We start from the raw sequence: 24,498 nt of genomic DNA on the forward strand, positions 1-24,498 counted from the left end.
CAGATCAGACCGTCTTGCCGTCGATGAGCAGAATTTCTTCTAGCATGGCGCCGTGACGCAGGACGAACAGCACGTCCATGCCGCGTTTCCTGGCCAGCGCGACACCGTCCGCCTCGCCCAGGACCATGAACGCCGTGGCCCAGGCGTCGGCCAGCATGCAGCTGGGGGCCAGCACGCTCACGGCGGCGAGACGGTTCGCTACCGGTTGATGCAAGGCCGGATGCATGGTGTGCGCATGGCGCGTGCCGTCGATCTCGACCCAGCGGCGATAGTCGCCCGAGGTGGCGATGGCCACGTCGTGCAGTTCCATCACGCCACCGATTTCACGCATGCCATGGGTCGGCTTTTCTATCGCCACGCTCCAGGCCTGGCCATCGGGTCTGGTCGAGCGCGCGCGCATTTCACCGTCGATGCCGACCAGGTAGCTGGCGATGGACCAGCCATCGAGGCAATGCGCCAGCTGGTCGACGCCAAAACCCTTGGCGATGCCCGACAGGTCGAGCGTCAGCGGCGCGCGCTTGCGCACCTGCAGAGCATCCAGATCCACGTCCAATGCCTCGGTAGCGGGGCAGTACGTTTTGCCATGCCGGGCCGCGATCAGCGGCGATGGCGCGCATTGCGACGGCCCGAATCCCCAGTCCTCCACCAGCTGGCCAACCGCCATATCGAAGGCGCCGCCCGATTCGCGGCTGACCAGCAGCCCCGCAGCGAGCACCTGCGCAAGTTCCTGCGGCACAGGAATCCAGGTATTTTCCGGCGCCGCGTTCAGGCGGCACAGGTCCGAGGCGACATTCCAGGTCGACATCTGCCGGTCGACCCTGTCGACGGCGGCAAACAGGCTGGCGCCGATGGCGGCCAGGTCCGCTTGTCCGCCCGCATAGAATACGGCCGTGTAGCGGCTGCCCATGGTTTCGCCATTCAGGCTGTAGCGCCGCAGCGCGGGCTCAGAAGACGTCTTCACGATACCTTCCTTTTTCCCGCAGCGCCGCCACATCCAGCTTGAGTGGTGCGAGTATCTGGTCCATGGCCTGCCTGACGCTGGCGGCCATGGCGCGGCTGCCGCAGACGAGCACCTGGCCATCGTCGGCGATCAGGCGGCGCATATTGTCGGCATCCTCCATCAGCCGGATCTGCACGTGGACGCCATGCGTGACTCGTGAGAAGGCCGTGTGCAGCTGCGTCAGCCGGCGGTCGGCCAGATAGTTGCGCAGTTCGGGCTCATACAGAAAATCGGAGTCGGGATGGCGCCCGCCCCAGTACAAGTACATCGGATGCTTGCCCGTATTGTTGCGGATGAAACCGGCCAGTGGCCCGATCCCGGTACCGGCACCGATCAGGATGACGGGCGCCTTGCCCAGGGCCGGACGAAATTGCGGATTGGGCTGGATAAAGGCCTCGATGCGGTCCCCCGGCAGCAAGTGGTGCAGGTAGCTCGAACACACGCCCCCAGGCTGCTTGCGCACGCAAATTTCCAGCACGCCGTCACCCGATCCGCTCGCCAGCGAATAGAAGCGCGGCATGGAACTGCCGGGCGCCATGACACCAGCGAGGTCGCCGGCCTCGAAGCGGGGCAGCCGGTGGGCGGCAAGCCGGCTTTTCAGCCAACCGGCGCTGGCCGGCGGCGGGGCGGCGATAAAGCGCAGCACCACGGTGGGATCGTGCTCCTCCTCGCCGTAGGCGATGCGCTCGCGCAACTGCAGCGCATGCGTATGCGGATGTGCCGGCGCATAGTCGAGCACGAGCTCGTGGCCCAGCAGAGCGCCGACCTGGCTCCCCCAGCGCGCGAATTCCTGCGGCGACTGGCGGTCGATCAGGGCCAGTTCCAGCGACCGGCGCCATCCGCGCGCCGCCATCGCCGCATCGACCTCGTGTGCGAACTGGCAGAACGTGGGGAACTGGCGGTCGCCGAAACCGAGTACCGCGTAACTTGCCGCCTGGTTGGGGGCAACATCGGCCAACTTGGCCAGAAAGTGCGTGGCGCAGGCGGGGGCGTCGCCATCGCCATACGTCGCCGTCAGGATGAACAGCTGGCGCGCGGCGCCGTGGCGCGACGAGAACTGGTTCATCGGCGCCGTGTGCACGCTTTGTCCGGCCTGTCGCAAGGCATCGTGCAGCGCTCGGGCAAAGCCCCAGGTACTGTTGTTTTCGCTCCCCACCAGGATCACGCTGTCGGCCGAAGCCGGAGCCGAGTTGTTGGCGATGCGCGGTTTGGCCCGCTGCCGCTGCCACCATACGGCGATGCCCGTCACCGCCAGCCAGGGCGCGCCGAGCGCACAGAGGCCAAGTGCCAGGCCCAGCCACCACAGGCCTTCGCCCGTATGCAACTGGTAGATCAGTTCAAAGGCTTCCCGGACATTGCTGTGCGCGCGGAAGGCCAGCAGCGCGCCGCTGGACTGGTCGACATAGGCGTCGCCTTGCCGCGTGCGCAAGGTGTAGACGGCGCTGCTGTCACCGGCAAGCGGAAAGGAAAGCTCGCGCAGATCGACCAGCCTGGTGGCCAGCAAGGCTGGCAAGCGGGCCGCAGGCAGCGGGGTTCCACCGGACGTGGTGGCGGGGATATCGGGTTCGTCCTGGCTGCCATCGGAAATGAAGCTGAAGGTCGCCGCCGACATGTAGCTGCCCGTCAGCGCGGACAACAGCAGGCCGGCAACAGCAAAACGGGCCACCGCGGCGTGCCAGCGCTGGCTGCGGTTGCCATGCAGTGGACGTGCCAGCTGGCGCCAACCGCCCACCCGCTTGAGCAGCAGGATGGTGCCCGAGACCGACAGCAGCAGCATCAGCAGGGCGGTGATGCCGACCGCGGCGCTGCCTGGCGTGTCGAGGAATAATGACCTGTGCAACTCCTTGAACCAGCGCGCGTAGGCCGGCGGCGCATACGGCGCGATCGCCTTGCCGCTGGACGGGTCGACCCGGTCGACGCCCGAGATGTCGCCGGCGCTGTAGTAAACGATGATGGTTCCGGAGGCCGTGCGCTGGATTTGCTCGGCGCCCGGATAGTGGCGCGCCACCCGGCCCGCCAGTTCGGCAACGCTGACGCCCGCCGGCACGCTGGTCGCCAGCCGCTCGAGCGCGGGGTTGATCGACAGCACGGCGCCCGTCAAACCGATGAGCATGACCAGCAGTGCGCCGATCAGGCCAGCGAGCGAATGTATCTGTCGTAACATGCGGCGGTGGCTACATGTCGTAAATGAAGGACTTGACGTAGCCGCGTCCACCGACGGGTTTGCCTGCGCCCTGTTTGCTCAGTGGCGTGCGCACGTCGGCCGGATTGTCGCGCCCGTCCTCTGCCGCGCTGTCCACCCGGATCTCGTAGCCTGCATCAATCAGGGTGTCGGCCAGTTCGACCGTCACCTTGAGGGTTTTTCCGCTGCCGACGCTCGCTCCGCTGATCCCGTCAAATTCGCGCGCGTTCATGCCGCTGCCACGCGCCCAGTCGCTCAGGTGCTTGTAATACTTGGTCTTCTTTCCAGCGACCCACAACGTTTTCTTGTACTTGCCGGCGGCATCCGTGACATATACCGCCAGGTACGCGCCGTTGCCGGCGTAGTTCTTCAGTTGCGCGGTGAGTGTGACCGGGCGTGCCTGGACGAGACCGGGCAGCGCCAATGCACCTGCAAGGCAGGCGCAGGCTGTGATGTTTTTCATTTCTTTTCCCCTTGGGATGTCGGACCTGCAGGCCGCCTGACGGGAGCCTGTGGTACAGGACCGAGGTAGTCTGCGGCGTCGCCGTTGTTGCCGAAGTCCACCGCCAGGCTGCGCATGCGCAGCGATGCCGGGGAGTATTTGGCCTTGACTTTGTTGCCATTGCGATCAATGCCTCTGAGCTCGTAGCAGCCATCATCGATCTTGATGCGCTGGACAGTCCAGCCGCGCTGTTCGGCTTCCCGCTGCAATTGCTCGCGAGGTTTCCAGTCGGCAATCGGATCCGTGCAGTGGACATCCGCATGGACCGCATTGCTGAAAACCAGGGCAGACAGCGCCATGCATGTACGCGCTAAGAACATCGCTTGCTCTCCTTGATAACCACCTGAGCATGGCAGTTCATGCTGACATCATACTTACCCGAACGGCATCGCGCGATGAAAAATCCGGGTATTTGCGGCTCAACCATCGTGAGATCAATTATTTGCAGAAACATGCGGCAGAATGCGCCGCCGTGCTTGTTTCCTGGCTATAGCGGGCCTATTGTTTGGTGCGCAAGGGGCCGTGGATGAGTTTGCATGTTGTCAGACCGCGTTGAGCGGTATTTTCAGATAGCGTATGCCGTTTGCCTCAGGCTCGGGAAAGTGCCCGGCGCGCATATTGACTTGCACCGCTGGCAGAATCAGGATCGGCATTTCCAGCGACGCATCGCGCCTGGTGCGCATGGCAACAAATTCTTCTTCGCTGATGCCATTGCGCACATGGATATTGCCGGTGCGCTCTTCGCCGACGGTGCTGACATAGCGCACTTCGCGCCCGCCCGGCTGGTAGTCGTGACACATGTAGAGCAGGGTATCCTCCGGCAAGCTCAGCACCTTGTTGATGGAGTGGAACAAGGTGCGCGCATCGCCGCCGGGAAAGTCGCAGCGGGCCGTGCCATAGTCGGGCATGAACAGCGTGTCGCCGACAAAGGCGGCGCCGCGGGTAGCGTCACTGACGACGTAGCTCATGCAGGCGGGGGTGTGGCCGGGCGTGTGCAGGGCGCGGCATTGCAGCGCGCCGATGGAAAACAGCTCGCCATCGGCAAACAGATGGTCGAACTGGCTGCCGTCGCGCGCCACTTCGTCGCCAGTGTTGAACAGCTTGCCGAATACCTGCTGCACGGTGGCGATATGCTGGCCGATGCCGATTTTGCCGCCCAGTTTTTCCTTCAGATAGGGCGCGGCGGTCAAATGATCCGCATGCACATGGGTTTCCAGTATCCATTCGACCCTGGCGTCCAGGGCCGCGACGCGCGCCAGCAGGTGGTCGGCCGAGGCGGTGCTGGTGCGGCCCGACTTCGGATCATAGTCGAGTACGCTGTCGATCAAGGCGCAGCGGCGCGTGGCCGGATCGAGCACCAGATAGCTGACGGTGCTGGTGGCGGGGTCGAAGAAACCTTCTATTTGCGCTGATGTGTTGGCCATGATGCGTCTATCTCCTGGGTGTGCAAGCCTGGCGTGCATGAGGTCTAACGGGTAACGCAAGACCTGTGCCAGTACGAGCTTGGGCTAGCTATCTCTCCCTAATGCCTGATTCCATGCGTTTTCCTGCCAGAGGTAACCATGCGCTACCTCTGTTTTGCGCTGCCACTGGCAGTGCCACTTGACGCATTGGCAGTCCTGCGACAGTATGGCTGCACAATAAGGAGCCAGCATGCCAACGCCAGCGGTCACCCGCATCGAGCCATCCCCCAGCGCGCCCATGGTGCAGTCCTTGATCTCGTTTCTCGAACACGAGGTCCAGCCGATGATCGTGCTCGATCCCGATTACACGATCCTGGCCGCGAACGTCGCCTACCAGCGGCAATTTGGCAGTCCCGGCCAGCCTGTGACCGGTCACAAGTGCTACCGCATCTCGCATCATTACGATGCCCCTTGCGACCAGGCCGGTGAACATTGCCCCATGAAGAAGGCGCAGGAACTGCGCGGACCCGACCGCGTGCTGCACATCCACCATACGCCGCGGGGGCCCGAGCACGTCGCCGTCGAACTGCGTCCCATTTTCGATGCCGACGGCAGCATTACCGCGTATGTCGAGCGGCTGGAAGTGGTGCGCAGCGCTTCGGCCAGGCCCAGCGAGGAGGGACTGGTGGGCCGTTCCGCCCCATTTACCCGGGTGCTGGCGGCATTGCAGCGGGTAGCGCCGTCGATGCTGCCGGTGCTGCTGCTGGGCGAGTCAGGCACGGGCAAGGAACTGTTTGCGCGTGCCGTACACGAGAACAGCACGCGGGCCACAGGACCGTTCGTGGTGGTCGATTGCTCCGGACTGACCGAGACGCTATTCGAAAGCGAATTGTTCGGACACGAAAAGGGCGCTTTCACGGGCGCGACCTCGCGCAAGCCTGGGCTGGTCGATACGGCGCAAGACGGCACCTTGTTTCTCGACGAAATAGGCGACGTGCCCCTTTCCATGCAAGTCAAGCTGCTGCGCCTGATCGAGTCGGGCACTTACCGGCGCGTGGGCAGTGTCGAGACCCAGCACGCCAATTTCCGCCTGGTCGCCGCGACCCACAAATCGCTGGAACACATGATGGCGCAGGGCGAGTTCCGGCAGGACTTGTATTACCGCATCAGTGCCTTTCCCATCGCCTTGCCGCCGCTGCGCGCGCGGCCCGATGACATCGCGTTGCTGGTGCAGTCATTCCTGCGCCGCGCGGGCGCGGGCAAACGCATGCTGACGATAGACGCCGAAGCCATGGCGCAGCTGCAGCAACGCCCATGGCCGGGCAATATCCGCGAACTGCGCAATGTGCTGGACAGGGCCTGCCTGTTCGCCGATGACGGCGTGATCCGTGTCGAACAGCTGCTGGCGGCGCCGGTGGAGCAGGGCGCCGCGCCAGCCACGCCTGTGCGCGGCGACAGCATCCCGCTGGCCGAACTGCACGCCACCTTCGGCGGCACTCGCAAGGAACTGGCGGCGCACCTGGGCCTCAGCGAGCGCACCCTGTACCGCCGCCTGAAAGCGCTGAGCATCGCCTAGGCCTTGTAGCACTGCCATGCTGCCAATATGGCAGTGTCATCAGTTGACTGGCAGCGCGCTGCTGCCTGCCGCAGCGCCCTAAGTCCCTGTTTTCTATCCAATCCTCACATCGTGTAACGCTGGCATGAAATATGCTTCGATAGAAGCATGACGCGTACCTGAAACTTGGGCGTGTGTCTCGTGTTGTCATCGCAACGCTTAAGCAGATTAACCATTGAGGAGCAAGACCATGAACGTGAACGTCGGCAATATTGATCGTGCCATCCGGATACTGCTGGGGCTGGGCCTGATCGTGGCCACCCTGGCCGGTGCCATCGGCGCCTGGGGCTGGCTGGGGGTGATTCCCCTGGCGACAGGCATTTTCCGCTTCTGTCCCGCGTATCTGCCGTTTGGCATCCGTACCTGTGCGGTGAAAAAATGAAGCAGGGAAGGGAGGTGGAAACATGAGCACGCAATCTGGCGGCTACCGCGCCTTGACGCAATCGGTATCGCAACAACTGGCGACCCTGCGCGCGGATATTCCCGACGTGATGAAAGGCTTTGGCGATCTGGCGCGCGCGGCAACGCGCGATGGTGCGCTGGACAAGAAAACCAAGGAGTTCATCGCACTGGCCCTGGGCATCGCAGCCCATTGCGATGCCTGCATCGGCTTTCATGTCCAGGCCCTCGTCAAGCTGGGCGCCACCCGGGCCGAATTTGAAGAGACCCTGGGCATGGCCATCTACATGGGCGGCGGGCCGTCGGCGATGTATTGCGCCAATGCACTGGCGGCATTCGAGGAATTCTCGAACCCGGCGTGAGGTGCGTCGAGTTGGCACAGGATGAATAGCACATCAGCATTGGAGAAGTCGCGTGCAGATAGACTGGAATAATTTTACGCCATGGGCCTCGTTGGTAGGAGGGATGCTGATCGGCTTGTCGGCTGCGGTGTTCGTCCTGTTTAATGGCCGTATTGCCGGCATCAGCGGCATCCTGGGAGGCCTGCTGGAATGGCCGAAAGGCGATGCCGGCTTCGCCACTGTTTTTGTCGTCCGCCACCTCATCGCTTAAGGTACTCGTCATGAAAAATATACTGGCGGGACTTGTGGGTCTGGTCTTTGGCATCGGACTGATCGTATCGGGCATGACGGATCCATCGAAAGTGCTTGGTTTCCTCGACGTGGCGGGGCATTGGAATCCGTCGCTGGGCCTTGTCATGTGCGGCGCGATAGGCGTCGGCATAGTGGCATTCCGTTTTGCATCGCGCAGGGAGCGCAGCCTGTTGGGCGATGCGATGCACTTGCCGACATCGAGGCAAATCGACCGGCGCCTGGTCCTCGGCGGCCTGGCATTTGGTGCCGGCTGGGGGCTGGCTGGTTATTGCCCCGGTCCGGCCCTGGCGTCGCTGGCGTCAGGAGGGGCCAAGCCGTTCGTCTTCTTCGTCGCCATGCTCGCTGGGATGGGGATTTTCGAGGTTGCAGAGCGTTTGCATTCTCGATAGACAAGACGAAATTCTCGGCACTTGGCTGGACGCCGTATTCTGGTGACAAAGAACAGCGCCTGGATCAGGCTGGCGCCGCTCAACATTTGTTCGGTCGCAACAGCACTGTGGCGACCAGGCCGCCTTCGGGGGCGTTGTAAAGGTGAGCGTGCCGCCTTGTCTCTCATCGGGGCGAACAGTTTTACAAGGCTAAGAAGTGGTAGAGGTACTAAAAGTACTCTCAACCTCTTTCCGTAATTTGACATAATATAAATTATGCGAAGTTATGGATGAATTCGTCAAATGCCCCTTTTTGCAACTTGTACAATCGCAAATGCGATTTTAGCCCCTTGCGCGCCGCCTGGCACCCTGACTTTTTCGTCATGGGCTTGTGCAGTCCCTTTGCGCTTCGATACGCTGGCCAGCTCCAGGCTGGCGCGCAGGATTCCCAGCGGTTGCTGCCGCGCGCTGCGCTGCGCGCCTGTCTCCCGGTGTAATGCTGGCGGTTCTGCGTGCCTGCTGGCCTGCCACGCCGCAGCACTGGTGTGCGCCGTGCCTGGCCGCAGATCTGGCGCGTCCGTGCGGCTGCTCGTTTGGCCGCGCAACTTCGGTCGCGATCTGCCACGGCTACTGTGCACCGGCGTATTTGGCTGGCGCCGTGGGCCAAATGTCCATGCGGACCATTTCTATGGACTTGACCGGGCATTGGCGGCCAGGCATGGCTCAACGGACGCGGCGCGTTGATGGCACAGCGGCTGCGCCGCCAATCGCTTTCCGGACGGCTTGCGTCATGTTTGCGCCGTGGCCGCAAGGCAGCGCGCCGCGTTGCGGCTTGCCGCCGCCATCGTCCACATTGCGCACGATTACATTGCAAATCTATAATAATGTGTGTGCCGGGACGTGCTCGTGTAAGATTGCCCGCCTTATCTCTTTTGCCGGGCATGCCTTGACTTCCTCGACGTTTTTTTCGGTGAAATACAAATATGAAATCAAGGGTTTACAGGCAATTATGAAGGTAAAGTATCAAGATATTTCGCGCTATCTGCTGCGCGCGGGCGCCGCGCTGGCCCTCGCGACCGCCTTGTCCGCCTGTGCCAGCAAGCCCGGCCCATGGCCTGCGCGCGCCCTGCCTGCAAACGCTGCCGTGACGGTCGACGCCACGCAGTTTTTGTCCAGGAAGCAGCTGGTCGACTGGCAACTCGACCTGGACCAGCGCCACCTGCGCGCCACGGGATCACCCCGGCATGAAGCGTATATCGACGTCCTGCGTGAACGCTTGGTGCGCGCTGGTGTCAAACAGATGCGCTTCGAGCCTGTCAGCTTCCGGCAATGGTCGGTGGAACCGGGACACTGGAATCTGGAAGTGATCGATGGCGAACGGCCTGGCATACTCGCTGCGGCCGGTTACATTCCGTACTCGGGCGTCACGCCGCCGTCCGGCCTCGTCGCGCCCCTGGTGTACCTGGCGCCCGGCAGCGAGCCCGATGCCAGCCTGGCGGGCAAACTGGTGCTTGTCGAGATGCCGAAAGTGGCGTGGGCGGGCCGGGTATTCCACGACAGAGCTGTGCACGTGCACGATCCCGACCACGCCATGGCGCCAGAGACGCCATATGCGCGCCCGTTCCAGATGCTGGGGCCGTTTATCGCCTTGCTGGACAGCCTGCAGGCGGCCGGTGCGGCGGGCGTGATCGTCATTCTTGACGCACCGGCATCCACGGCGTATGGCCTGTATGCGCCCTACGAAGGCCAGGTGCGCCAGCTGCCTGGCGTGTTTGTCGACCGCGACCGGGGCCAGCGCCTGCGCGACCGCGTGCAGGCGGGCACGGCGCCAGCCTTGAGGCTGACCATGGATGCCACCGTGCGGCAGGTGCAGACGCGCAATCTGGTGGGCATTATTCCCGGTAAATCCGAGGAATTGATGGTGCTTCACAGCCACACGGATGGCCCGAACGCGCTGGCAGATAATGGGCCGAACGCCATCGTCGACATGGCCCAGTACCTGGCGCGCCTGCCGCGGGACAGCCTGCCACGCAGCATCATGCTGTTGCTGTCGAGTGGCCATCTCGCGGGCGACGTGGGCATCGAGCAGTTTATTGACCACCACAACGACGATGGATTAACGCAGCGCATCGGTGCGATGCTGACCATCGAGCACCTGGGTGCGCTGGAATGGCTGCCAGACAGCAACGGTTATTTAGGCCCTACGGGCAGATTTGAGCCTGCCGCCCTGTTTGCGCCGCGCACGCCGGCCCTGACGGCTGCCGCGTATGCGATGCTGAAGCACGCCGATGCGGCGCCCGCGTTTGTGCTGTCGCCCAGCAATCTTTGGCATGACGGCAGGCCGAAGATTGCCGCCTTGCCGGGTGCAGGCGCGCATTTCCCCGATGCGCAGCGCATCCCCACGCTTCACTACTTCTCGGCCCCAGCCTATCTGCTCAACTATGGCGTCAGCACCGTGACCCGCCTGGACTACCAGCTGATGCAGCGCGAAACGGTGGCCTTGACGCAGATGCTGCTGGATCTGTCGCGCGTACCGTATGCCGATTTGCGCAAGGAAACAGCGCCGTAGCCGTCGCGAGAGTACTCCGCCCTTCCCCGCCCTGCTCCCGGCGCTCTTCCGTACACCATACCAGCGCACTGGAAAACAGCCACTGGTATGGCCCGCATCGCCCATCCTCTGGGACAAGGCTGCGACTGGTATTGTGATCTTGCGCAAAGAATAAAACCAGTTGACTACCACCTGCAATGCTTGCACTCTGAAAAATCGGACGGTGTCCAGCCGCCCGGCCAAGATAAAAACACACAAGGAGATGCGATGCACCGGACAGTCATGAATAGCCTCATCATTACCCTCTTCGGCGGGACCCTGGCCGCCTGCGGCGGCGGCAGCGACGGAGCCAACGCCAGCACAAGCCAGCTGCTGGCCGGTGCGACCACAGCGGTGGCCTGCTACACGCCGTGGAGCAGTGGCACCGCCTACAACGGCGGCGGCCAGGCCAGCTACAACAACGTCAATTACACGGCTAATTGGTGGACACAAGGTAATAATCCAGCGACCAGCAGCGGCGGTGCCGGCAGCGGCCAGCCCTGGACGGTGGTGGGAGACTGTGGCACGCCGACACCCACGCCTACCCCAACTCCTACGCCGACTCCCACCCCGACGCCGACACCCACTCCTACCCCGACCCCGACCCCGACCGGCCTGGCGAAGCACGCGCTGATCGGCTACTGGCACAACTTCACCAATCCCAGCGGCGCCACGTATCCGATCAGCCAGGTCAGCGACGACTGGGATGTGATCGTCGTCTCGTTCGGCGACAACGCGGGCGGCGGCAATGTCAGCCTGACCATCGATCCGGGCGCGGGCACGGAAGCGCAGTTCATCGCCGATGTGGCCGCCAAGCGGGCCAAGGGCAAGAAAGTCATCCTGTCGCTGGGCGGGCAAAACGGTTCCGTGTCCGTCGGCAACACGGCCGAAGCAACAAATTTCACGAACAGCCTGTACGCCATCATCACCAAATATGGCTTCGACGGCATCGACCTCGACCTGGAAAACGGCGTGGCGCAAGGCGCGGCCATTCAGACCTATCTGCCGATCGCCGTGAAAAACCTGAAAACCAAGGTCGGCAGCAGCTTTTATCTGTCGATGGCGCCGGAATGGGTGTACGTGGAGGGGGGATACACGAGCTACGGCAGCATCTGGGGCGCCTACATTCCCATCATCAATGCCTTGCGTTCCGAGCTGACGGTGCTGCACCCGCAGTACTACAACAACGGCGACATCTACACGCCGTATGCCACGGGCGCTATCAAGGCGGGTTCGGCCGACCAGCTGGTGGCCACGGCGCGCATGCTGATCGAGGGATTTAACTATGGCGGCAATACCTTTGCCGGCCTGCGTCCGGACCAGGTGGGCTTCGGCGTGCCATCGGGCCGCAGCTCGGCCGGCTCGGGTTTTACGACGAATGCCGACGTCAGCAACGCCCTGAATTGCCTGACGCGCCTGCTCAATTGCGGCAGCATCAAGCCGCTGCAGGCGTATCCGGACTTCCGCGGCGTGATGACGTGGTCGATCAACTGGGACCGCCACGACAACTATAATTTCTCCGTGCCGACCAAGAATGTGCTGAAGACCTTGCCGTAGCCGCCTTGGTCCGACTGCGCATGGGAGCCGCGATGCTCACATGCGCAGCAGCGCCGCGCCCAGCACGCGCATCTGCAGCGCTATGCCCTGGCGCAACGCCTCCCCTCCCCCTTGCGTGTGCTTGATGCCATCCATGCTGGCCACCAGCAGGGCGGCCACTTGCGCGGCAGTCGCGTCCACCCGCCGCAGCGCGATATCGCCCGCCGCTTCGGCCTGTTCCAGCGCGCCGGCCAATGACGCCACCAAGCTTGCCCGCGCGCTCAAGGTGATGTCGGCGGCCAGGGTCATGTTGGCGTCGAACAACTCCTGCCCGTGGGCGCTGGCTGAAATTTCCGCCATCAAGCCTTGCTGGAAGGCCAGCAGCGCCGTTTCGATGCGCGTGAAGACGGGGCCGGGTTCGGCCAGCGCCGCCGCCACTTGCGCCATCACGCTGGCATGCGCCCGTTCGGAGCCGGCGCGAAACACGTCTTCCTTGTTCTTGAAGTGCAGGTACAGCGCGGCGCGCGACATATCGGCCGCCTGCGCGATGTCGAGCATGGAGGTCTTGCGGTAGCCGTAACGGCAAAACACGGCCAGCGCCGCATCGAGTATCCGTTGGGTTTTCAGGGTGTGGAGTGACATGCTGGCATGTTGACACTATGGATATATAGTGTCAACATGACTTTTGGACAAAAAACGTCAAAGTGTCAATAACTTACTCAAACAGGACCGCCATGACCGATTTCAATGCTGCACTGACTGAAGAACAGCAGATGGACCTGCTGCGCCACACGGAACGCAGCCGTTTGCGCGCCCTCGTGGCCGCCGATACACAGGCAGCGCGCGCCCTGCACGCCGACGACTTCCAGCTGATCACGCCCATCGGCAGCATGCTGTCGCGGGAAGAATACCTGGGCGCCATCGCCTCCGGCCACATGCGCTATGTGAGCTGGGAGCCGGAAGCGATCAGCGTGCGCCTGTACGGCACGGCCGCCATCCTGCGTTACTCGGCGCAGCTGGAAATCGTCTTTGGTGGCCACGCCGTGCCGCGCGCCCGCTACTGGCATATGGATAGTTACGAATGGCGCGATGGGTGCTGGCAAGCCGTCTGGTCGCAGGCAACGGCAATCCGCTGACCTGTGCAAATGCGGCATCATCCAGCCGCTCCGGGCCTGCCCGGACTTGCGCGGCGCTCGTGGCGCCATCGCGGCCCGGCCCCGCAGGGCGTCGCTGGTGCCAGGGAAAGCGTGCTTCATGCCTGCCGCTATTGCGGGTCGCGTGGCTTTGCCCTATTCTGCTGCTCTTATGGCAATTCCTGGGGCCGTCACATTCATGTTCACACTGCGCTCCGCTATCGATGGCCTGCGAACCTGCCTGTCCGCGCGACGCTTGTGCGTGGCCGGGCTGGCTGCGCTATTCGAATTCGCCCTGTTTACCCTTTCATGGGAAGACCCGTTAGGGTACCTGGCCATGGCGGTCTTCCTGCCAGCGCTGGCAGCGCTGCTGGCGTATGGCCTGTTCGAGCGCTGGCCGCGCCGCTTGCCCGGCAGGCTGCCCCGCTGGGTGTTGCAGGTGGTGGGCGTGGCGCTGGCGATCATGCTGACCCTAGCCAGCCTGTATCTGTTCAATACCAAGCCCGGTGCACCGCCGTTCTGGCAGGTGCCGGAGCGGTTGCAGAGCTATGTATCTCTCGCTTTCCTGGGACTGTTGCTCGGCCCATGGACGGCGATGGCCGCGCTGCTGCGCCAGCGCGACGCCCGCGTGCGCGAAGCCGAGCGCAGGCGCGGTGAGCTGGAACGCCAGGCCCGCGATGCGCGCGTGTGGCTGTTGCAGGCCCAGGTCCAGCCGCATTTCCTGTTCAATACGCTGGCCAGCCTGCAAGCCCTGCTCGATGCGGGGTCCAGCCATGCGGCGCCCGTCCTGGCGCATCTGGTCACGTATCTGCGGGCCGCCGTGCCGCGCCTGAGCGAAGCGGCCACCCGCCTGGAACAGGAACTGGAAATGGTGCGCGCCTATCTGGTGCTGATGCAGATGCGCATGCCTGACCGCCTGCAGTTCGGCATAGACGTCGCGCCCGGCTGCGAAAGACTGCAGTGCCCGCCCATGACCCTGATGACCCTGGTCGAGAACGCGGTGCGCCATGGCATCGATCCCTGCATGGATGGCGGGCGCATCGATGTGCTCATTACCGAGGCGAATGGCCGCTGCCATATCGAGGTCAGCGATACCGGAGCTGGCCTGCAAGCGGGCAGCCCCGGCCTGGGCACGGGACTTGGCAGCCTGCGCGAGCGCCTGGCGCTGATGTTTGGCGGCGAAGCGGCCTTGCGCATCAGCGAACTGGCCCCCACGGTTTCCGTGTTTCCATAGAATGCCCCGCATGGCCATGATACTGACCGCCCTGATTGCCGACGATGAACCCTTGCTGCGCGCCAGCCTGCGGCGCCAGCTGGCCGAGTGCTGGCCGGAGCTGCTGGTCGTGGCCGAAGCGCGCAACGGACCGGAGGCGCTCGCGCTGTTCGAGCTGCACCAGCCGGCGGTCTGCTTCCTCGACGTGCACATGCCGGGCCTGTCCGGCGTCGACGTGGCCAGCCAGATCGGCCGCCGCGCCCACCTGGTCTTTGTCACCGCCTACGACCAGTACGCGGTGCGGGCCTTCGAACAGGGCGCGCTCGACTACCTGGTCAAGCCGGTGCAATTGGCCCGCCTGGCCAGTACCGTGACGCGCTTGCGCGAACGCCTTGCGGCCATCCAGCCCGGCGCGGCCAGCGAGACGCTGTTGCGGCAACTGGCGGCGTACCTGCAGGCCACGCCGACACCTGCGCCGCAACCAGCGCCAGCTGCGCTGCGCTGGCTGCGCGCCAGCGTGGGCCCGGCCGTGCGGCTGATACCGGTCGATGATGTCGATTACCTGAAGTCCGACGACAAGTACACGCTGGTTGCCTGGCGCGACGGCGGCAAGCCCGCCGAAGCGCTGCTGCGCAATTCCCTCAAGGAATTGCTGGTGCAGCTCGATCCACAGCAGTTCCAGCAAATCCACCGGGCCGTGGTGGTCAACCTGCATGCCATTCGCCAGGTCGTGCGCGGCGCGCACGAGACAGCCGAAGTGACCTTGAAGCACCGGCCGGAAGTGCTGCCGGTCAGCCGCTCCTTCCTCCACCTGTTCAAGGCGGAATAGTCCCCGGGCGCGACAGGGCCGCGTCACTCATCGTGCATGGGCGCAGTTTGGCCCCCTGGGCGCGTGACGCGTCGGATCGGCCTTGCCGCGGCGCGCCCGTGTGCCGACACTGCGCTGGCTGGTCCTGCCTCGGCAGGCTTGATCCCACTCCGACAAAGGTGTATCGATGAACCAAACAATCTCCGCCGCCACGCGGCAAGCCGCTCCCCTGTTCACCTCGCCGCTGCAGCATGGCGCCGCCGTCCCGCTGGGGCGGTGGCTGGGACTGGGCTTGCTGTGCATTTTCGGCCTGGGCATCTGGTCGAATTTCTGGCTGCAGGAGCAAGTATTTGCCGCGCCGGGCTTCCTCTTGCGGGCGGCCGGCATGCCGCTACAGGTGGGGCTGATCGTCATGCTCGGGCTGCTCACGGCCCTGCTCGGGCTGGCCATCGCGGCAGCCTTGCGTGGCCTGTATGGCGAGCAACACCCCCTGCTGAGCCGTTGCTACGTGGCGCTGGTGGCGGCGGCGCTGGCAACGAGCCTGTTCGAAGGCACGCTGCTGCTGGCCATGCGCAGCCTGAGCGTCGCCTTCCTCGCTTCCGGCGCCGACGGCAATGCCTATGAGCCGGCGCGTGCCCTGCTGGCGGGGCTGCGCAACGGCGTGCACTTTCCGGACAAACTGCTGGGCGGTCTCGGCGTGACCCTGATGTATCTGCTGCTGTACCGCGCCCGGGCGATCCCGCGCCTGCTGGCCCTGGCTGGCATGCTGGCCGGCGTGCTGCAGTGGATTGCCGTCGCGCGCGAACTGTTTGGCCTGGACGTGATGCACGCCTTGCTGATTCCGCTGGGCCTGGTGTACCCGCTGACCGGCCTGTGGCTCTTGCTGCGGGGCCTGCCGGCGGCTGATTAACCGTCATCGCGGCAGAAGCAATGAGATGCAGGCTATTAATAGTCTGCATCTATTGATTCAGTTGAAATATTTTACTTCCTTTTGTAAATGAGAATCGTTACTATCTAAATCAAGGATAAGCGAATTCAACAGAAAGGAGCCTCCCTTGTTCACCGCCATCAAAACATTCAGCCAGGTCTGCACGCACATGTCGATTGCCTTCGGCCTCGCCTATTTGCTGACGGGGTCGCTCGCGCTCGGCGGCTTGGCCGCCATCATCGAACCGATCATCAATGTGGGCTTGCTGCCATGGCATGAAAAAGCCTGGCACGCGATCCGCCGCCGCTACGCCGCCAGCCGCGTGGGCTTTGCCGCCCTGGCCGGCGAAAAGCTGAGCCAGACGGCCTTGCACATGGGCGTGGCGTTCAGTGTCATGTACTGGGCCACGGGTTCCATGGCCTTCGGTGGCTTGCTGGCCGTGGTGGAGCCGATCTGCAACGTGATCGTCCTGCCCTTCCACGACCGACTGTGGGAAAAATTCCGATTTCGCCTGGAAAACCGGGGCGCGGCCCGCCTCGCCGCGCTGTAGTCCTCCTCCTCTTCTTAATTACCTGCCCACACGGGCGGCCGCCTTGGAAGCCATGGCGCCGCCCGCTCCAGCTGGCCCGCCAGGCGCAGCAGCACGCCATCCTGAGCATAGCCCGCCATGAACTGCATGCCGATCGGCAACCCTTCATTCGACATGGCCAACGGTACGGACATGGCCGGCAAGCCCGCCACGTTGGCCAGCGGCGTGTACGGCGAGTGCTCGAACAGGCGCGCCGTCCAGCCCAGCCCATCAAGCTGTGCCTCGTCTTTTCCATAGCGCCCCAGTTGCCATGGTACATCCGGCATGGTGGGCGTCAGCAAGACGTCGTACTGCCCAAACAAGGCGGCGGCGTGGCGCGTGACCGTATTGCGCACGTCGAGGGCGGCGACGAAATCGACGGCCGACACCGTCTGCCCGTACTGGTAGCAGGCCAGGGTGGCCGGTTCCAGGGTGTCGAGCGACACGGCGCGCCCGCTTTCCTGCGCCAGGGCAGCTATCCACGGCACCAGGTTGGCGCACCAGATGCGGGCATTCGCGTGCACGAACGCGTTCCACGACACGCCCAGCGCGGGTGCTACTTCTTCCACGTGGTGGCCCAGGCTTTCCAGCAGGCGCACGGTATCTTGCAGGGCGATATCGACCGCAGGCACGGGATGGGCCCCATTGGAAGCCATGCGTTGCACGCCGATACGCAGCTTGCCCGGCGCCACGTCCACCTGCGACAGCCAGGTGGACGTGGGCGCCTGCGTCACATACGGTTCACCTGCCATCACGCCCTGCACGCAGTCGAGCAAGGCGGCGCTGTCGCGCACCGTGCGGCTCAGGCCCAGTTGTACGCCCAGGCCGCTGAAGATTTCGTCCATGGGGGGGCCATTCGAGACCCGGCCCCGGCTCGGTTTCAAGCCGAACAGGCCCGTCGAGGCGGCTGGCACGCGGATGGAACCGGCCGCGTCCGTCGCATGCGCCAGGGGTACGATGCCGGCCGCCACGGCCGCCGCCGCGCCGCCGCTGGAGCCGCCCGCGCTCAAGCTGACGTTCCACGGGTTGCGCGTGGCGCCATATAAAACGGGTTCCGTGGTGGTGGCAAAGGCCATTTCCGGCGTGCTGGTGCGGCCGACGCTTGTCAGCCCGGCGGCGCGGAACTGTGTCATCAGGTGGGAATCGAGCGTAGCGACATGGCCGGCGCCCAGGCGGCTGCCCGCTTCGCTGCGCTGGCCCGCCATGGTGACGGCCACGTCCTTGATCAAAAACGGTACGCCGGCAAACGGCGCCGTATGGTCCAGGGTGGAAAAATCGGCCGGCCACAGCTCGACCACGGCATTGATCTGCGGGTTGACGGCGGCGCAGGCGCGCAAGGCGGCGTCATGCAATTCGGCGGCGGAAACGGCGCCAGTGCGCAGCAGCTGGGCCAGTCCCAAGCCATCAAAGCTTGTATATTCATGGAGTTGCATCAGTTAGCTCCTGTAAAAGATGAAGAGTGAGGATCACAGGAACAACTGTAGGGCTTGCGCTATCATAGTAGAAATGAATAGTTGATATACGAGGTATAGCCATGAACAATTTGCACAAGCTGGACTTGAACCTGCTGCTGACCCTGAACGCGCTGTTGATTGAACGCAACGTCACGCGGGCGGCGGCGCGGCTGCACCTGAGCCAGCCTTCCGTCAGCGTGCAATTGGGCAAGCTGCGCACGGCCTTCGACGATCCGCTGCTCTTGCCCGGTCCGCGCGGCATGCTGCCCACGGCGCGCGCGTTGGCGCTGTTTGCACCCTTGCAAGCCGTGCTGGCCCAGCTGGAGCAAGTCTTGCAGCCGGAATCGGCCTTCGATCCGGCCACGGCCGAAGTGCGCTGGAACCTGGCAGCGGCCGATGCCACCGAGTATGCGATCTTGCTACCTATGCTGCCTGACTTGCGCGTGCAGGCGCCCCTGTCGCGCATGGCCGTGTTCGAAGCCGTGCCGGCGCGCATGGCGCACGAGCTGGAAAGCGGCCAGGTCGACCTGGGCTTTTTGGCGCAGGAAGAAGCGCCGCCTGGCTTGCGCCACCGCACCCTGTTCACCGAGCACTACGTGCTGGCGGGCCGGCGCGACCACCCGCTGCTGCAGGCACAGCCAGACCTCGACCAGTTCTGTGCGCTGGAATTCATCGTCGTCTCGCCGAACGGCGGCGGTTTCCGCAGCAACGTCGATACGGCGCTGCAGCAGCTGGGGCGCACCCGCAAGGTGGTGCTGTCCGTACCGCATTTCCTCATCGTCCCGCCCTTGCTCGCCGCATCCGACATGGTGGCCCTGCTGCCGTCGCGCCTGCTGAAGAATGCGCTGGGCGCGCTGCGCACATGGGAGCCGCCCGTCACCTTGCCCGACTACGAAATGGCCATGGTCTGGCACGAACGCATGCACCTGGACGCGGCGCACCGCTGGCTGCGCGAGCGCATCATGGCCAGCTTGCAGGCTGGCTTACACGATTTTTCAGTGTAAAACACTAGGGAAGATTACCTAGTTTCTCGAAAGAAACTCCAAATTTTCGCCGTGGTGACGAAGGCGTAAGCTTGGCCCCAATAATAAAGGGTCACCATGAACGCCATTTCCATTCTGCATCGCGGTTCGCGCCGCCCTCCTGCTTCGTCCCCCTCGATGTTTAGCCGGCTTGCCGCTATGCTGCTCGGTATGCTGGCCTTCTGTACCAGCGCCTGGGCCGCGCCCGCCAACATGCCCACGGCGTCGGCCGAACTGATCAAACGCGGCAAATATGTCGCACGCCTGTGCTACGCTGCTCGCTCCACCACACAGGAGTGACGCATGCATGTTGACAGCGGCCGCGCGGACCCATCCGATACCTGGCTGGGCAAGCTGGGGCCGGGCCTGATCACGGGCGCGGCCGACGACGACCCCAGCGGCATCGCCACGTATTCGCAGGCGGGCGCCCAGTTCGGCTTCGGCATGCTGTGGACCGTCTGCCTGACGTTTCCCCTGATGCTGGGCATCCAGGTCATCAGCGCCAAGATTGGCAGGGTCAGCGGCCATGGGCTGGCGACGAATATCCGCCGCCACTACCCCCGTTCCTTGCTGTATGCCATCGTCGGCTTGCTGCTGCTGGCCAATGTCATCAATATTGCCGCCGACGTGGCCGCCATGGGCGATGCCTTGACCCTCATCATCGGCGGTCCCACCCATGTGTACGCCGTGGGCTTCGGTCTGCTGTCCCTGCTGCTGCAAGTCTTCATACCGTATCAACAGTACGTGCGCATCCTGAAATGGCTGACCCTGGGCTTGCTGGCCTATGTCGCCACCGTGCTGACCGTGCACATTCCGTGGGGCGAAGTGGCGCTGCGCACCGTCTGGCCCCAGTTCGCCTGGTCGGCCGCCTCGGTGACCATGATCGTGGCCGTGTTTGGCACCACCATCAGCCCGTATTTATTTTTCTGGCAAGCATCGCAGGAAGTGGAAGACTTGCAGGCCGATTCCAATGCGCAAGCCTTGCGTCGCACGCCCGAGCAGGCGCCCCGGCAATTCCAGCGCATCAAGATGGACACGGCCATCGGCATGGGCTTTTCCAACCTGGTGGCCTTCTTCATCATGCTGACCACGGCCGTGACCCTGGGCGCGCAAGGCATCACGCATATCGACACGTCCGCCCAGGCCGCGTCCGCCTTGCGTCCCATCGCGGGCGAGTTCGCCTTTGCCCTGTTCAGCCTGGGCATCATCGGCACGGGCTTGCTGGCCATTCCTGTGCTGGCCGGCTCGGCTGCCTACGCCATGGCTGGCGCCTTCCACTGGAAAAACAGCCTGGAACTGGCACCCAAGGCCGCCAAGAAGTTCTACGGCATCATTGTCACGGCCACCGTGATCGGCGCCGCCCTGTGCTTTTCGCCGCTCGACCCCATCAAGGCCCTGTACTGGAGCGCCGTCATCAATGGCGTCATTTCCGTGCCCATCATGGCCCTGATGATGCTGATGGCGTCGCGTCCCGCCATCATGGGCAGCTTGACCATTTCGCGCCGCCTGCGGGCGCTGGGCTGGCTGTCGACCCTCGTCATGGGGACGGCCGTGCTGGCCATGTTTGCCAGCATGGCGTTCTGATGCCTACGCCGCCTTCGGCTTGAGCATGCCTTCCACGATGCCCAGCACGGTCTGGCGCGGCAACAAGCGCGGCAGCCAGGCCAGCAGGCGGTTCGGCCGGCCCGCCACGTGGCTGCTGCGGCCCCGGTCCAGCGCCAGCAGCGCTTCATCCACAACCACTTGCGGCGCCATGCGCTTGCCCACGGCCGCTTCGGGCGCGGCCACCACGTCAAAAAAGGCTGTTTCCGTGGCACCCGGGCACAGGGCCAGCACGCGCACGCCACGGCTGCGGTTTTCCGCCCACAGCGCTTCGGAGAACGACAGCACGAAAGCTTTGCTGGCGCCGTAAATCGCCATGTAGGGATCGGGCTGCAGGGCCGCCGTGGACGCCACGTTGATGATGGCGCCCCGCCCTTGGGCCAGCATGTGCGGCAAGGCGCAGTGCGTCAGCTCCATCAAGGCCGTGCAATTGACGGTCACTTCGGCCGCCTGGCGCGCGAGCGGGATGGTCTCGAACCTGCCATGTGTGGCGAACCCTGCGTTATTGATCAGCACATCTGGCGGCATGCCCAGCGCGCAGGCCTGTGCATGGGCTTGTGCAGCGGCTGCGGGCAGGCTGAGGTCGGCGACCAGCGCGTGCGCGCGGATGCCGTGGCGCTGGGAAAGTTCCCTGGCCAGGCTGTCGAGCACGGCGCCGGAACGAGCCAGCAGCAGCAAATGCGCGCCGCGCGCGGCCAGGGTTTCCGCAAAGACGCGGCCGATGCCGGACGAGGCGCCCGTGATCAGCACGGTTTGATTGGTATAGTTGAAGGCGGTCATGGCAATTGAATCGTAGTGAAGAGAAATTCACTGTAAACTGTGGTCTTTAGTCCACGGTCAATAGAAAAAATATGCGCATCGGAGAAATCACCCGTCTGACGGGCGTCAGCAAAGACACGGTGCGTTTCTACGAGCGCCAGGGGCTGCTGGACGAAGCGCCGAAGCCGGGCATGACGAACAACTATAAAGAGTACTCGGCACAAGCCTTGCGCCGGATCGAGCTGATCAGCCATGCCAAGGCGCTGGGCTTTACCTTGAAGGAAATCGCCGAAGTCATTGCTGTCTGGCAGGAAAACGCGCTCGATGCGGCCACCAAGCGGGTCATGCTGGAAACGAAAATCGCCCAGATCGACGACAAGGCCCGCTCGATGGCGGTACTCCGGGCCGGTCTGGTCGACGCGCTGGCGAAGGTGGAGACGGGCTGCGAGGATGGCGTCGCGGTCGCAAGAAATTTACAAGGATAATCAATGACTTATTACACGCAATACCGCCATCTGGCGCTTGAGGGCGCCAAGCCTGCCCCCACTGCGCAGCAAATCGCCGCCATCGAAACCTTGCTGGAAGCACCGTTGCCGCCCGCCTTCCTGGCTTTCCTGCAAGTGGCCAACGGCGCCTGGTTCGACTACACCACGGATGTGCCGGACGGTAATGGCGGCGTGGAAAAAATGGGTTTCAACACCTTCTTCAGCGCCGACGAGGGCGATTTCTGCGATGAAACCCTGGTCGGCGAGATCCGCGCCGCGCGCAAGCATACGGACATGCCGGCGCGCATCCTGCCGTTCGCCCGCGATGGCGGAAATTCCATGGTCTATCTGGACATGACGGAAGACGGCGGCGGCCGCGTGCTCGCCTATGTACAGGAGTTGCCGGAGTGGACGGGCAAGCGCGCCCACGGTTTCATCGAACTGGCGCCCTCCTTCGATGCCTGGCTGGACAGCCTGTATATCGACCGCGACACGGTGCTCGACGAACTCGAACACAGCGTCTCGGAACCCTCGCACCTGGACGCGATGGAAGAATGGCTCGATATCGGCATGCCCGCCTGGCGCCGCGATGCGGGCATCGCCGCCCTATTTGCGCTGAAACAAGTCGAACTGTGCGCTAACGAACAGGACTAGTCCTACGGGAATCATCGTGCCTGTCCTATGGGTGTGCGCAGGCTGGGGGCTTAATATTACCATCAGCTAGGAGGCCGTGAAACTGTTTACGGACGCCAGCCAGAAAGCCAGCGATCCCGACATCAAGGCTTTTGCCACGAAAACCTTGCCAGCGTTGCAACATCATCTGGACATGGCGAACGCGCTGCAAGCGGCATTGGCGAAATAGACCACCATACGCGGGGAAATGCTTGCTGTACGTGCCGTACGGCAAGCATTTCCGCTCTTGACATACAATGCGGCAACTTCGTTTCGGCCATGCCATGACCTCATGCAGCTACTCAAGAAAACCGGCCTGATCGCCGCCGCCCTCCTGTTCCTCATCCTGCTGGCAGGCTGGCTCTTCATCAAGGTGGCGGCCGCCCGCAACGCCACCGTGTACGCGCAGCAATGGAACGACCAGCGCACGTGCGTGATCAAGACCTATGTGCCGCACTACGGCAACGGCGTGCCGCACAATATCGTGCGCGCCCTCAGCACTTCCAGCTTCTTCCGCGTGTACCACAAGGATGGCTCCTTGCTGGAAAGCACGGAATGGGTGCTGGACATGCATGAAGACGGCATCCTCGACCATGCCCGCTGGGGCAAGAACCGCGCCATCTACCCGACCGACATGGGCTACGAAGGCTGGACCTTGTCCGAATGCGCGTGATCCGCGAGTCGTGATGCCGAAACCTGCGCCATCAAGCCTGCGCAGCCCCTGGGGCGATATGCGATATGACCCCGACAGGAGCGATGCGCTGCCCCTCAGGTGCGATGAAATGGCCGACCCGCGCGCCTTCTTTGCCGATATCTACCAGCTGACGCAGCAGGATTGGGCCGCCGACCTGGCGCGCGCGGCTGCGGAAGACCCATCCGGCTGGTAACGCAGTGTGGATGCCAGACTATCGTTTCGATAGTTATTAGCACCGTCTCCTCTTTGAAGACTGCATTTTTGCAATTTGCACGCGGCGTTGCAAAAACGCCCGTTTTAAAAAAATATTTGTTGCACCAGTGCATGTGTGCTGGCATCGCGCTACTATGAATCAACAGCACTTCCCCCACCGTACCGGTTCTCTGCCGGCTTTCCCTGCCGCAATGTGAAGGAGATTTTCATGTCCAAGTTCGCCCCTGCCATTTGCCTGTCGCTCATGCTTGCCGCCGCCACCCTGCCATCCATCGCCAGCGCGGCCGAAGGCGGCGCCACGCGCCCCGATGCCGAAGCCATGGTCAAGAAAGGCGTGTCCTATATCAAGAGCGCCGGCGATGCCAAGGCGTATGGCGAGATCACGGCCAAGTCGCCGCAATTCATCCTGCATGACCTGTACCTGGTCGTCTACAAGCTCGACGGCACGGTGGTCGCGCATGGCGCCAACCCGAAAATGGTGGGCAAGAACTTGATCGAATTGAAGGATATCGACGGCAAGGCCTTCGTCAAGGAGCGCGTCGATCTGGCCAAGAGCAAGGGCACGTTCTGGCAGGAATACAAATTCACGAATCCGGAAACCAAGAAGATCGAGCCGAAGGTAATGTATTGCGAAAAGCTGGCCGAGACCGTCGTCTGCGGCGGCATCTACCTGTAGCCAGTCGCCGCGCCGCCAGCGCCGGG

Annotated in this window: 28 protein-coding genes; 20 read left to right on the top strand and 8 right to left on the bottom strand. The window is 63.6% G+C overall.

Annotation, left to right across the window (positions count from 1 at the left end; translation table 11 throughout):
• Window positions 1–4 precede the first annotated feature (4 nt).
• The 5 genes from CNX70_RS15210 to CNX70_RS15230 all read right to left on the bottom strand — a co-directional run bounded on the left by CNX70_RS15210 (window position 5) and on the right by CNX70_RS15230 (window position 5,108).
• Entirely contained in the window at window positions 5–961 is a 957-nt protein-coding gene (locus CNX70_RS15210) for an FAD:protein FMN transferase (protein WP_244198806.1), read from the bottom strand.
• Complete coding sequence (locus CNX70_RS15215; protein WP_096235372.1) at window positions 945–3,164, bottom strand: PepSY domain-containing protein; 2,220 nt, start codon at window positions 3,162–3,164, stop codon at window positions 945–947. Before CNX70_RS15215 ends, CNX70_RS15210 begins: the two co-directional genes overlap by 17 nt.
• Before the next feature lie 10 nt (window positions 3,165–3,174).
• A complete protein-coding gene (locus CNX70_RS15220; RefSeq protein WP_096235373.1) occupies window positions 3,175–3,645 on the bottom strand; it encodes a DUF2271 domain-containing protein in 471 nt (156 codons plus the stop codon).
• Window positions 3,642–3,983: a PepSY domain-containing protein gene (locus CNX70_RS15225; RefSeq protein ID WP_244198807.1), complete on the bottom strand. Its 342-nt coding sequence runs from the start codon at window positions 3,981–3,983 to the stop codon at window positions 3,642–3,644. The genes CNX70_RS15220 and CNX70_RS15225 overlap by 4 nt, the downstream gene beginning before the upstream one ends.
• Window positions 3,984–4,226: 243 nt before the next feature.
• Window positions 4,227–5,108: an MBL fold metallo-hydrolase gene (locus CNX70_RS15230; RefSeq protein ID WP_096235375.1), complete on the bottom strand. Its 882-nt coding sequence runs from the start codon at window positions 5,106–5,108 to the stop codon at window positions 4,227–4,229.
• Between the two features lie 229 nt (window positions 5,109–5,337).
• Between CNX70_RS15230 and CNX70_RS15235 the strand changes: the two genes are divergently transcribed.
• From CNX70_RS15235 to CNX70_RS15265, 7 genes are all read left to right on the top strand, one after another.
• Window positions 5,338–6,663 (top strand): sigma-54 interaction domain-containing protein, encoded by a 1,326-nt coding sequence (locus CNX70_RS15235; protein WP_096235376.1) that lies wholly within the window; start codon window positions 5,338–5,340, stop codon window positions 6,661–6,663.
• A gap of 229 nt (window positions 6,664–6,892) precedes the next feature.
• Entirely contained in the window at window positions 6,893–7,084 is a 192-nt protein-coding gene (locus CNX70_RS15240) for a YgaP family membrane protein (protein WP_096235377.1), read from the top strand.
• 22 nt (window positions 7,085–7,106) lie between these two features.
• Window positions 7,107–7,463 (top strand): carboxymuconolactone decarboxylase family protein, encoded by a 357-nt coding sequence (locus CNX70_RS15245; RefSeq protein ID WP_096235378.1) that lies wholly within the window; start codon window positions 7,107–7,109, stop codon window positions 7,461–7,463.
• Between the two features lie 52 nt (window positions 7,464–7,515).
• Entirely contained in the window at window positions 7,516–7,713 is a 198-nt protein-coding gene (locus tag CNX70_RS15250) for a YeeE/YedE family protein (RefSeq protein WP_341865513.1), read from the top strand.
• 10 nt (window positions 7,714–7,723) lie between these two features.
• Window positions 7,724–8,143, top strand: a complete 420-nt coding sequence (locus CNX70_RS15255) for a YeeE/YedE family protein (protein ID WP_096238480.1) — start codon at window positions 7,724–7,726, stop codon at window positions 8,141–8,143.
• Window positions 8,144–9,131: 988 nt separating this feature from the next.
• Entirely contained in the window at window positions 9,132–10,691 is a 1,560-nt protein-coding gene (locus tag CNX70_RS15260; protein ID WP_096235379.1) for a M28 family metallopeptidase, read from the top strand.
• Between the two features lie 261 nt (window positions 10,692–10,952).
• Window positions 10,953–12,266: a chitinase gene (locus tag CNX70_RS15265; RefSeq protein ID WP_244198808.1), complete on the top strand. Its 1,314-nt coding sequence runs from the start codon at window positions 10,953–10,955 to the stop codon at window positions 12,264–12,266.
• A gap of 36 nt (window positions 12,267–12,302) precedes the next feature.
• Here the strand turns inward: CNX70_RS15265 and CNX70_RS15270 are convergent, their stop codons facing one another.
• Window positions 12,303–12,887, bottom strand: a complete 585-nt coding sequence (locus CNX70_RS15270; protein ID WP_096235380.1) for a TetR/AcrR family transcriptional regulator — start codon at window positions 12,885–12,887, stop codon at window positions 12,303–12,305.
• A gap of 92 nt (window positions 12,888–12,979) precedes the next feature.
• Here CNX70_RS15270 and CNX70_RS15275 point away from each other — a divergent pair, with 92 nt between their 5' ends.
• The 5 genes from CNX70_RS15275 (at window position 12,980) to CNX70_RS15295 (ending at window position 16,877) form a co-directional block, all read left to right on the top strand.
• The gene (locus CNX70_RS15275; RefSeq protein WP_096235381.1) at window positions 12,980–13,381 is read left to right on the top strand and encodes a nuclear transport factor 2 family protein; all 402 of its coding nucleotides are present in this window, start codon (window positions 12,980–12,982) and stop codon (window positions 13,379–13,381) included.
• Between the two features lie 196 nt (window positions 13,382–13,577).
• On the top strand, window positions 13,578–14,612 hold the full coding sequence (locus CNX70_RS15280; RefSeq protein WP_157751036.1) for a sensor histidine kinase: 1,035 nt from the start codon (window positions 13,578–13,580) through the stop codon (window positions 14,610–14,612).
• A 10-nt stretch (window positions 14,613–14,622) separates the two neighbouring features.
• Window positions 14,623–15,420, top strand: coding sequence for a LytR/AlgR family response regulator transcription factor (locus tag CNX70_RS15285; protein WP_096235383.1), 798 nt, complete (start codon window positions 14,623–14,625; stop codon window positions 15,418–15,420).
• A 166-nt stretch (window positions 15,421–15,586) separates the two neighbouring features.
• A complete protein-coding gene (locus tag CNX70_RS15290) occupies window positions 15,587–16,309 on the top strand; it encodes a DUF4386 family protein (protein ID WP_096235384.1) in 723 nt (240 codons plus the stop codon).
• A gap of 145 nt (window positions 16,310–16,454) precedes the next feature.
• Window positions 16,455–16,877 carry a DUF2061 domain-containing protein gene (locus tag CNX70_RS15295; RefSeq protein WP_096235385.1) on the top strand — a complete coding sequence of 141 codons (423 nt, stop codon included), beginning with the start codon at window positions 16,455–16,457 and terminating at the stop codon, window positions 16,875–16,877.
• A 14-nt stretch (window positions 16,878–16,891) separates the two neighbouring features.
• Here CNX70_RS15295 and CNX70_RS15300 read toward each other — a convergent pair whose 3' ends face one another.
• The gene (locus tag CNX70_RS15300; protein WP_096235386.1) at window positions 16,892–18,328 is read right to left on the bottom strand and encodes an amidase; all 1,437 of its coding nucleotides are present in this window, start codon (window positions 18,326–18,328) and stop codon (window positions 16,892–16,894) included.
• 101 nt (window positions 18,329–18,429) lie between these two features.
• Here CNX70_RS15300 and CNX70_RS15305 point away from each other — a divergent pair, with 101 nt between their 5' ends.
• From CNX70_RS15305 to CNX70_RS15310, 3 genes are all read left to right on the top strand, one after another.
• Window positions 18,430–19,353 carry a LysR family transcriptional regulator gene (locus tag CNX70_RS15305; RefSeq protein WP_096235387.1) on the top strand — a complete coding sequence of 308 codons (924 nt, stop codon included), beginning with the start codon at window positions 18,430–18,432 and terminating at the stop codon, window positions 19,351–19,353.
• Window positions 19,354–19,449: 96 nt separating this feature from the next.
• Window positions 19,450–19,671, top strand: a complete 222-nt coding sequence (locus CNX70_RS28235; protein ID WP_157751037.1) for a hypothetical protein — start codon at window positions 19,450–19,452, stop codon at window positions 19,669–19,671.
• Between the two features lie 3 nt (window positions 19,672–19,674).
• Complete coding sequence (locus tag CNX70_RS15310; protein WP_096235388.1) at window positions 19,675–20,955, top strand: NRAMP family divalent metal transporter; 1,281 nt, start codon at window positions 19,675–19,677, stop codon at window positions 20,953–20,955.
• A 3-nt stretch (window positions 20,956–20,958) separates the two neighbouring features.
• Here the strand turns inward: CNX70_RS15310 and CNX70_RS15315 are convergent, their stop codons facing one another.
• On the bottom strand, window positions 20,959–21,753 hold the full coding sequence (locus tag CNX70_RS15315) for an SDR family NAD(P)-dependent oxidoreductase (RefSeq protein WP_096235389.1): 795 nt from the start codon (window positions 21,751–21,753) through the stop codon (window positions 20,959–20,961).
• A 71-nt stretch (window positions 21,754–21,824) separates the two neighbouring features.
• On the opposite strand from CNX70_RS15315, the gene CNX70_RS15320 reads away from it, so the two are divergent.
• The 5 genes from CNX70_RS15320 to CNX70_RS15340 all read left to right on the top strand — a co-directional run bounded on the left by CNX70_RS15320 (window position 21,825) and on the right by CNX70_RS15340 (window position 24,472).
• The gene (locus CNX70_RS15320) at window positions 21,825–22,217 is read left to right on the top strand and encodes a MerR family transcriptional regulator (protein WP_096235390.1); all 393 of its coding nucleotides are present in this window, start codon (window positions 21,825–21,827) and stop codon (window positions 22,215–22,217) included.
• A gap of 3 nt (window positions 22,218–22,220) precedes the next feature.
• Window positions 22,221–22,871, top strand: coding sequence for an SMI1/KNR4 family protein (locus tag CNX70_RS15325; RefSeq protein ID WP_096235391.1), 651 nt, complete (start codon window positions 22,221–22,223; stop codon window positions 22,869–22,871).
• 76 nt (window positions 22,872–22,947) lie between these two features.
• Window positions 22,948–23,079, top strand: a complete 132-nt coding sequence (locus CNX70_RS15330) for a DUF4142 domain-containing protein (protein ID WP_096235392.1) — start codon at window positions 22,948–22,950, stop codon at window positions 23,077–23,079.
• Window positions 23,080–23,181: 102 nt separating this feature from the next.
• The gene (locus CNX70_RS15335) at window positions 23,182–23,562 is read left to right on the top strand and encodes a hypothetical protein (protein WP_096235393.1); all 381 of its coding nucleotides are present in this window, start codon (window positions 23,182–23,184) and stop codon (window positions 23,560–23,562) included.
• A 442-nt stretch (window positions 23,563–24,004) separates the two neighbouring features.
• Complete coding sequence (locus tag CNX70_RS15340) at window positions 24,005–24,472, top strand: cache domain-containing protein (protein ID WP_096235394.1); 468 nt, start codon at window positions 24,005–24,007, stop codon at window positions 24,470–24,472.
• Window positions 24,473–24,498: the final 26 nt, after the last annotated feature.

Source organism: Janthinobacterium svalbardense (assembly GCF_002327145.1).
GTDB lineage: Bacteria > Pseudomonadota > Gammaproteobacteria > Burkholderiales > Burkholderiaceae_D > Janthinobacterium > Janthinobacterium tructae.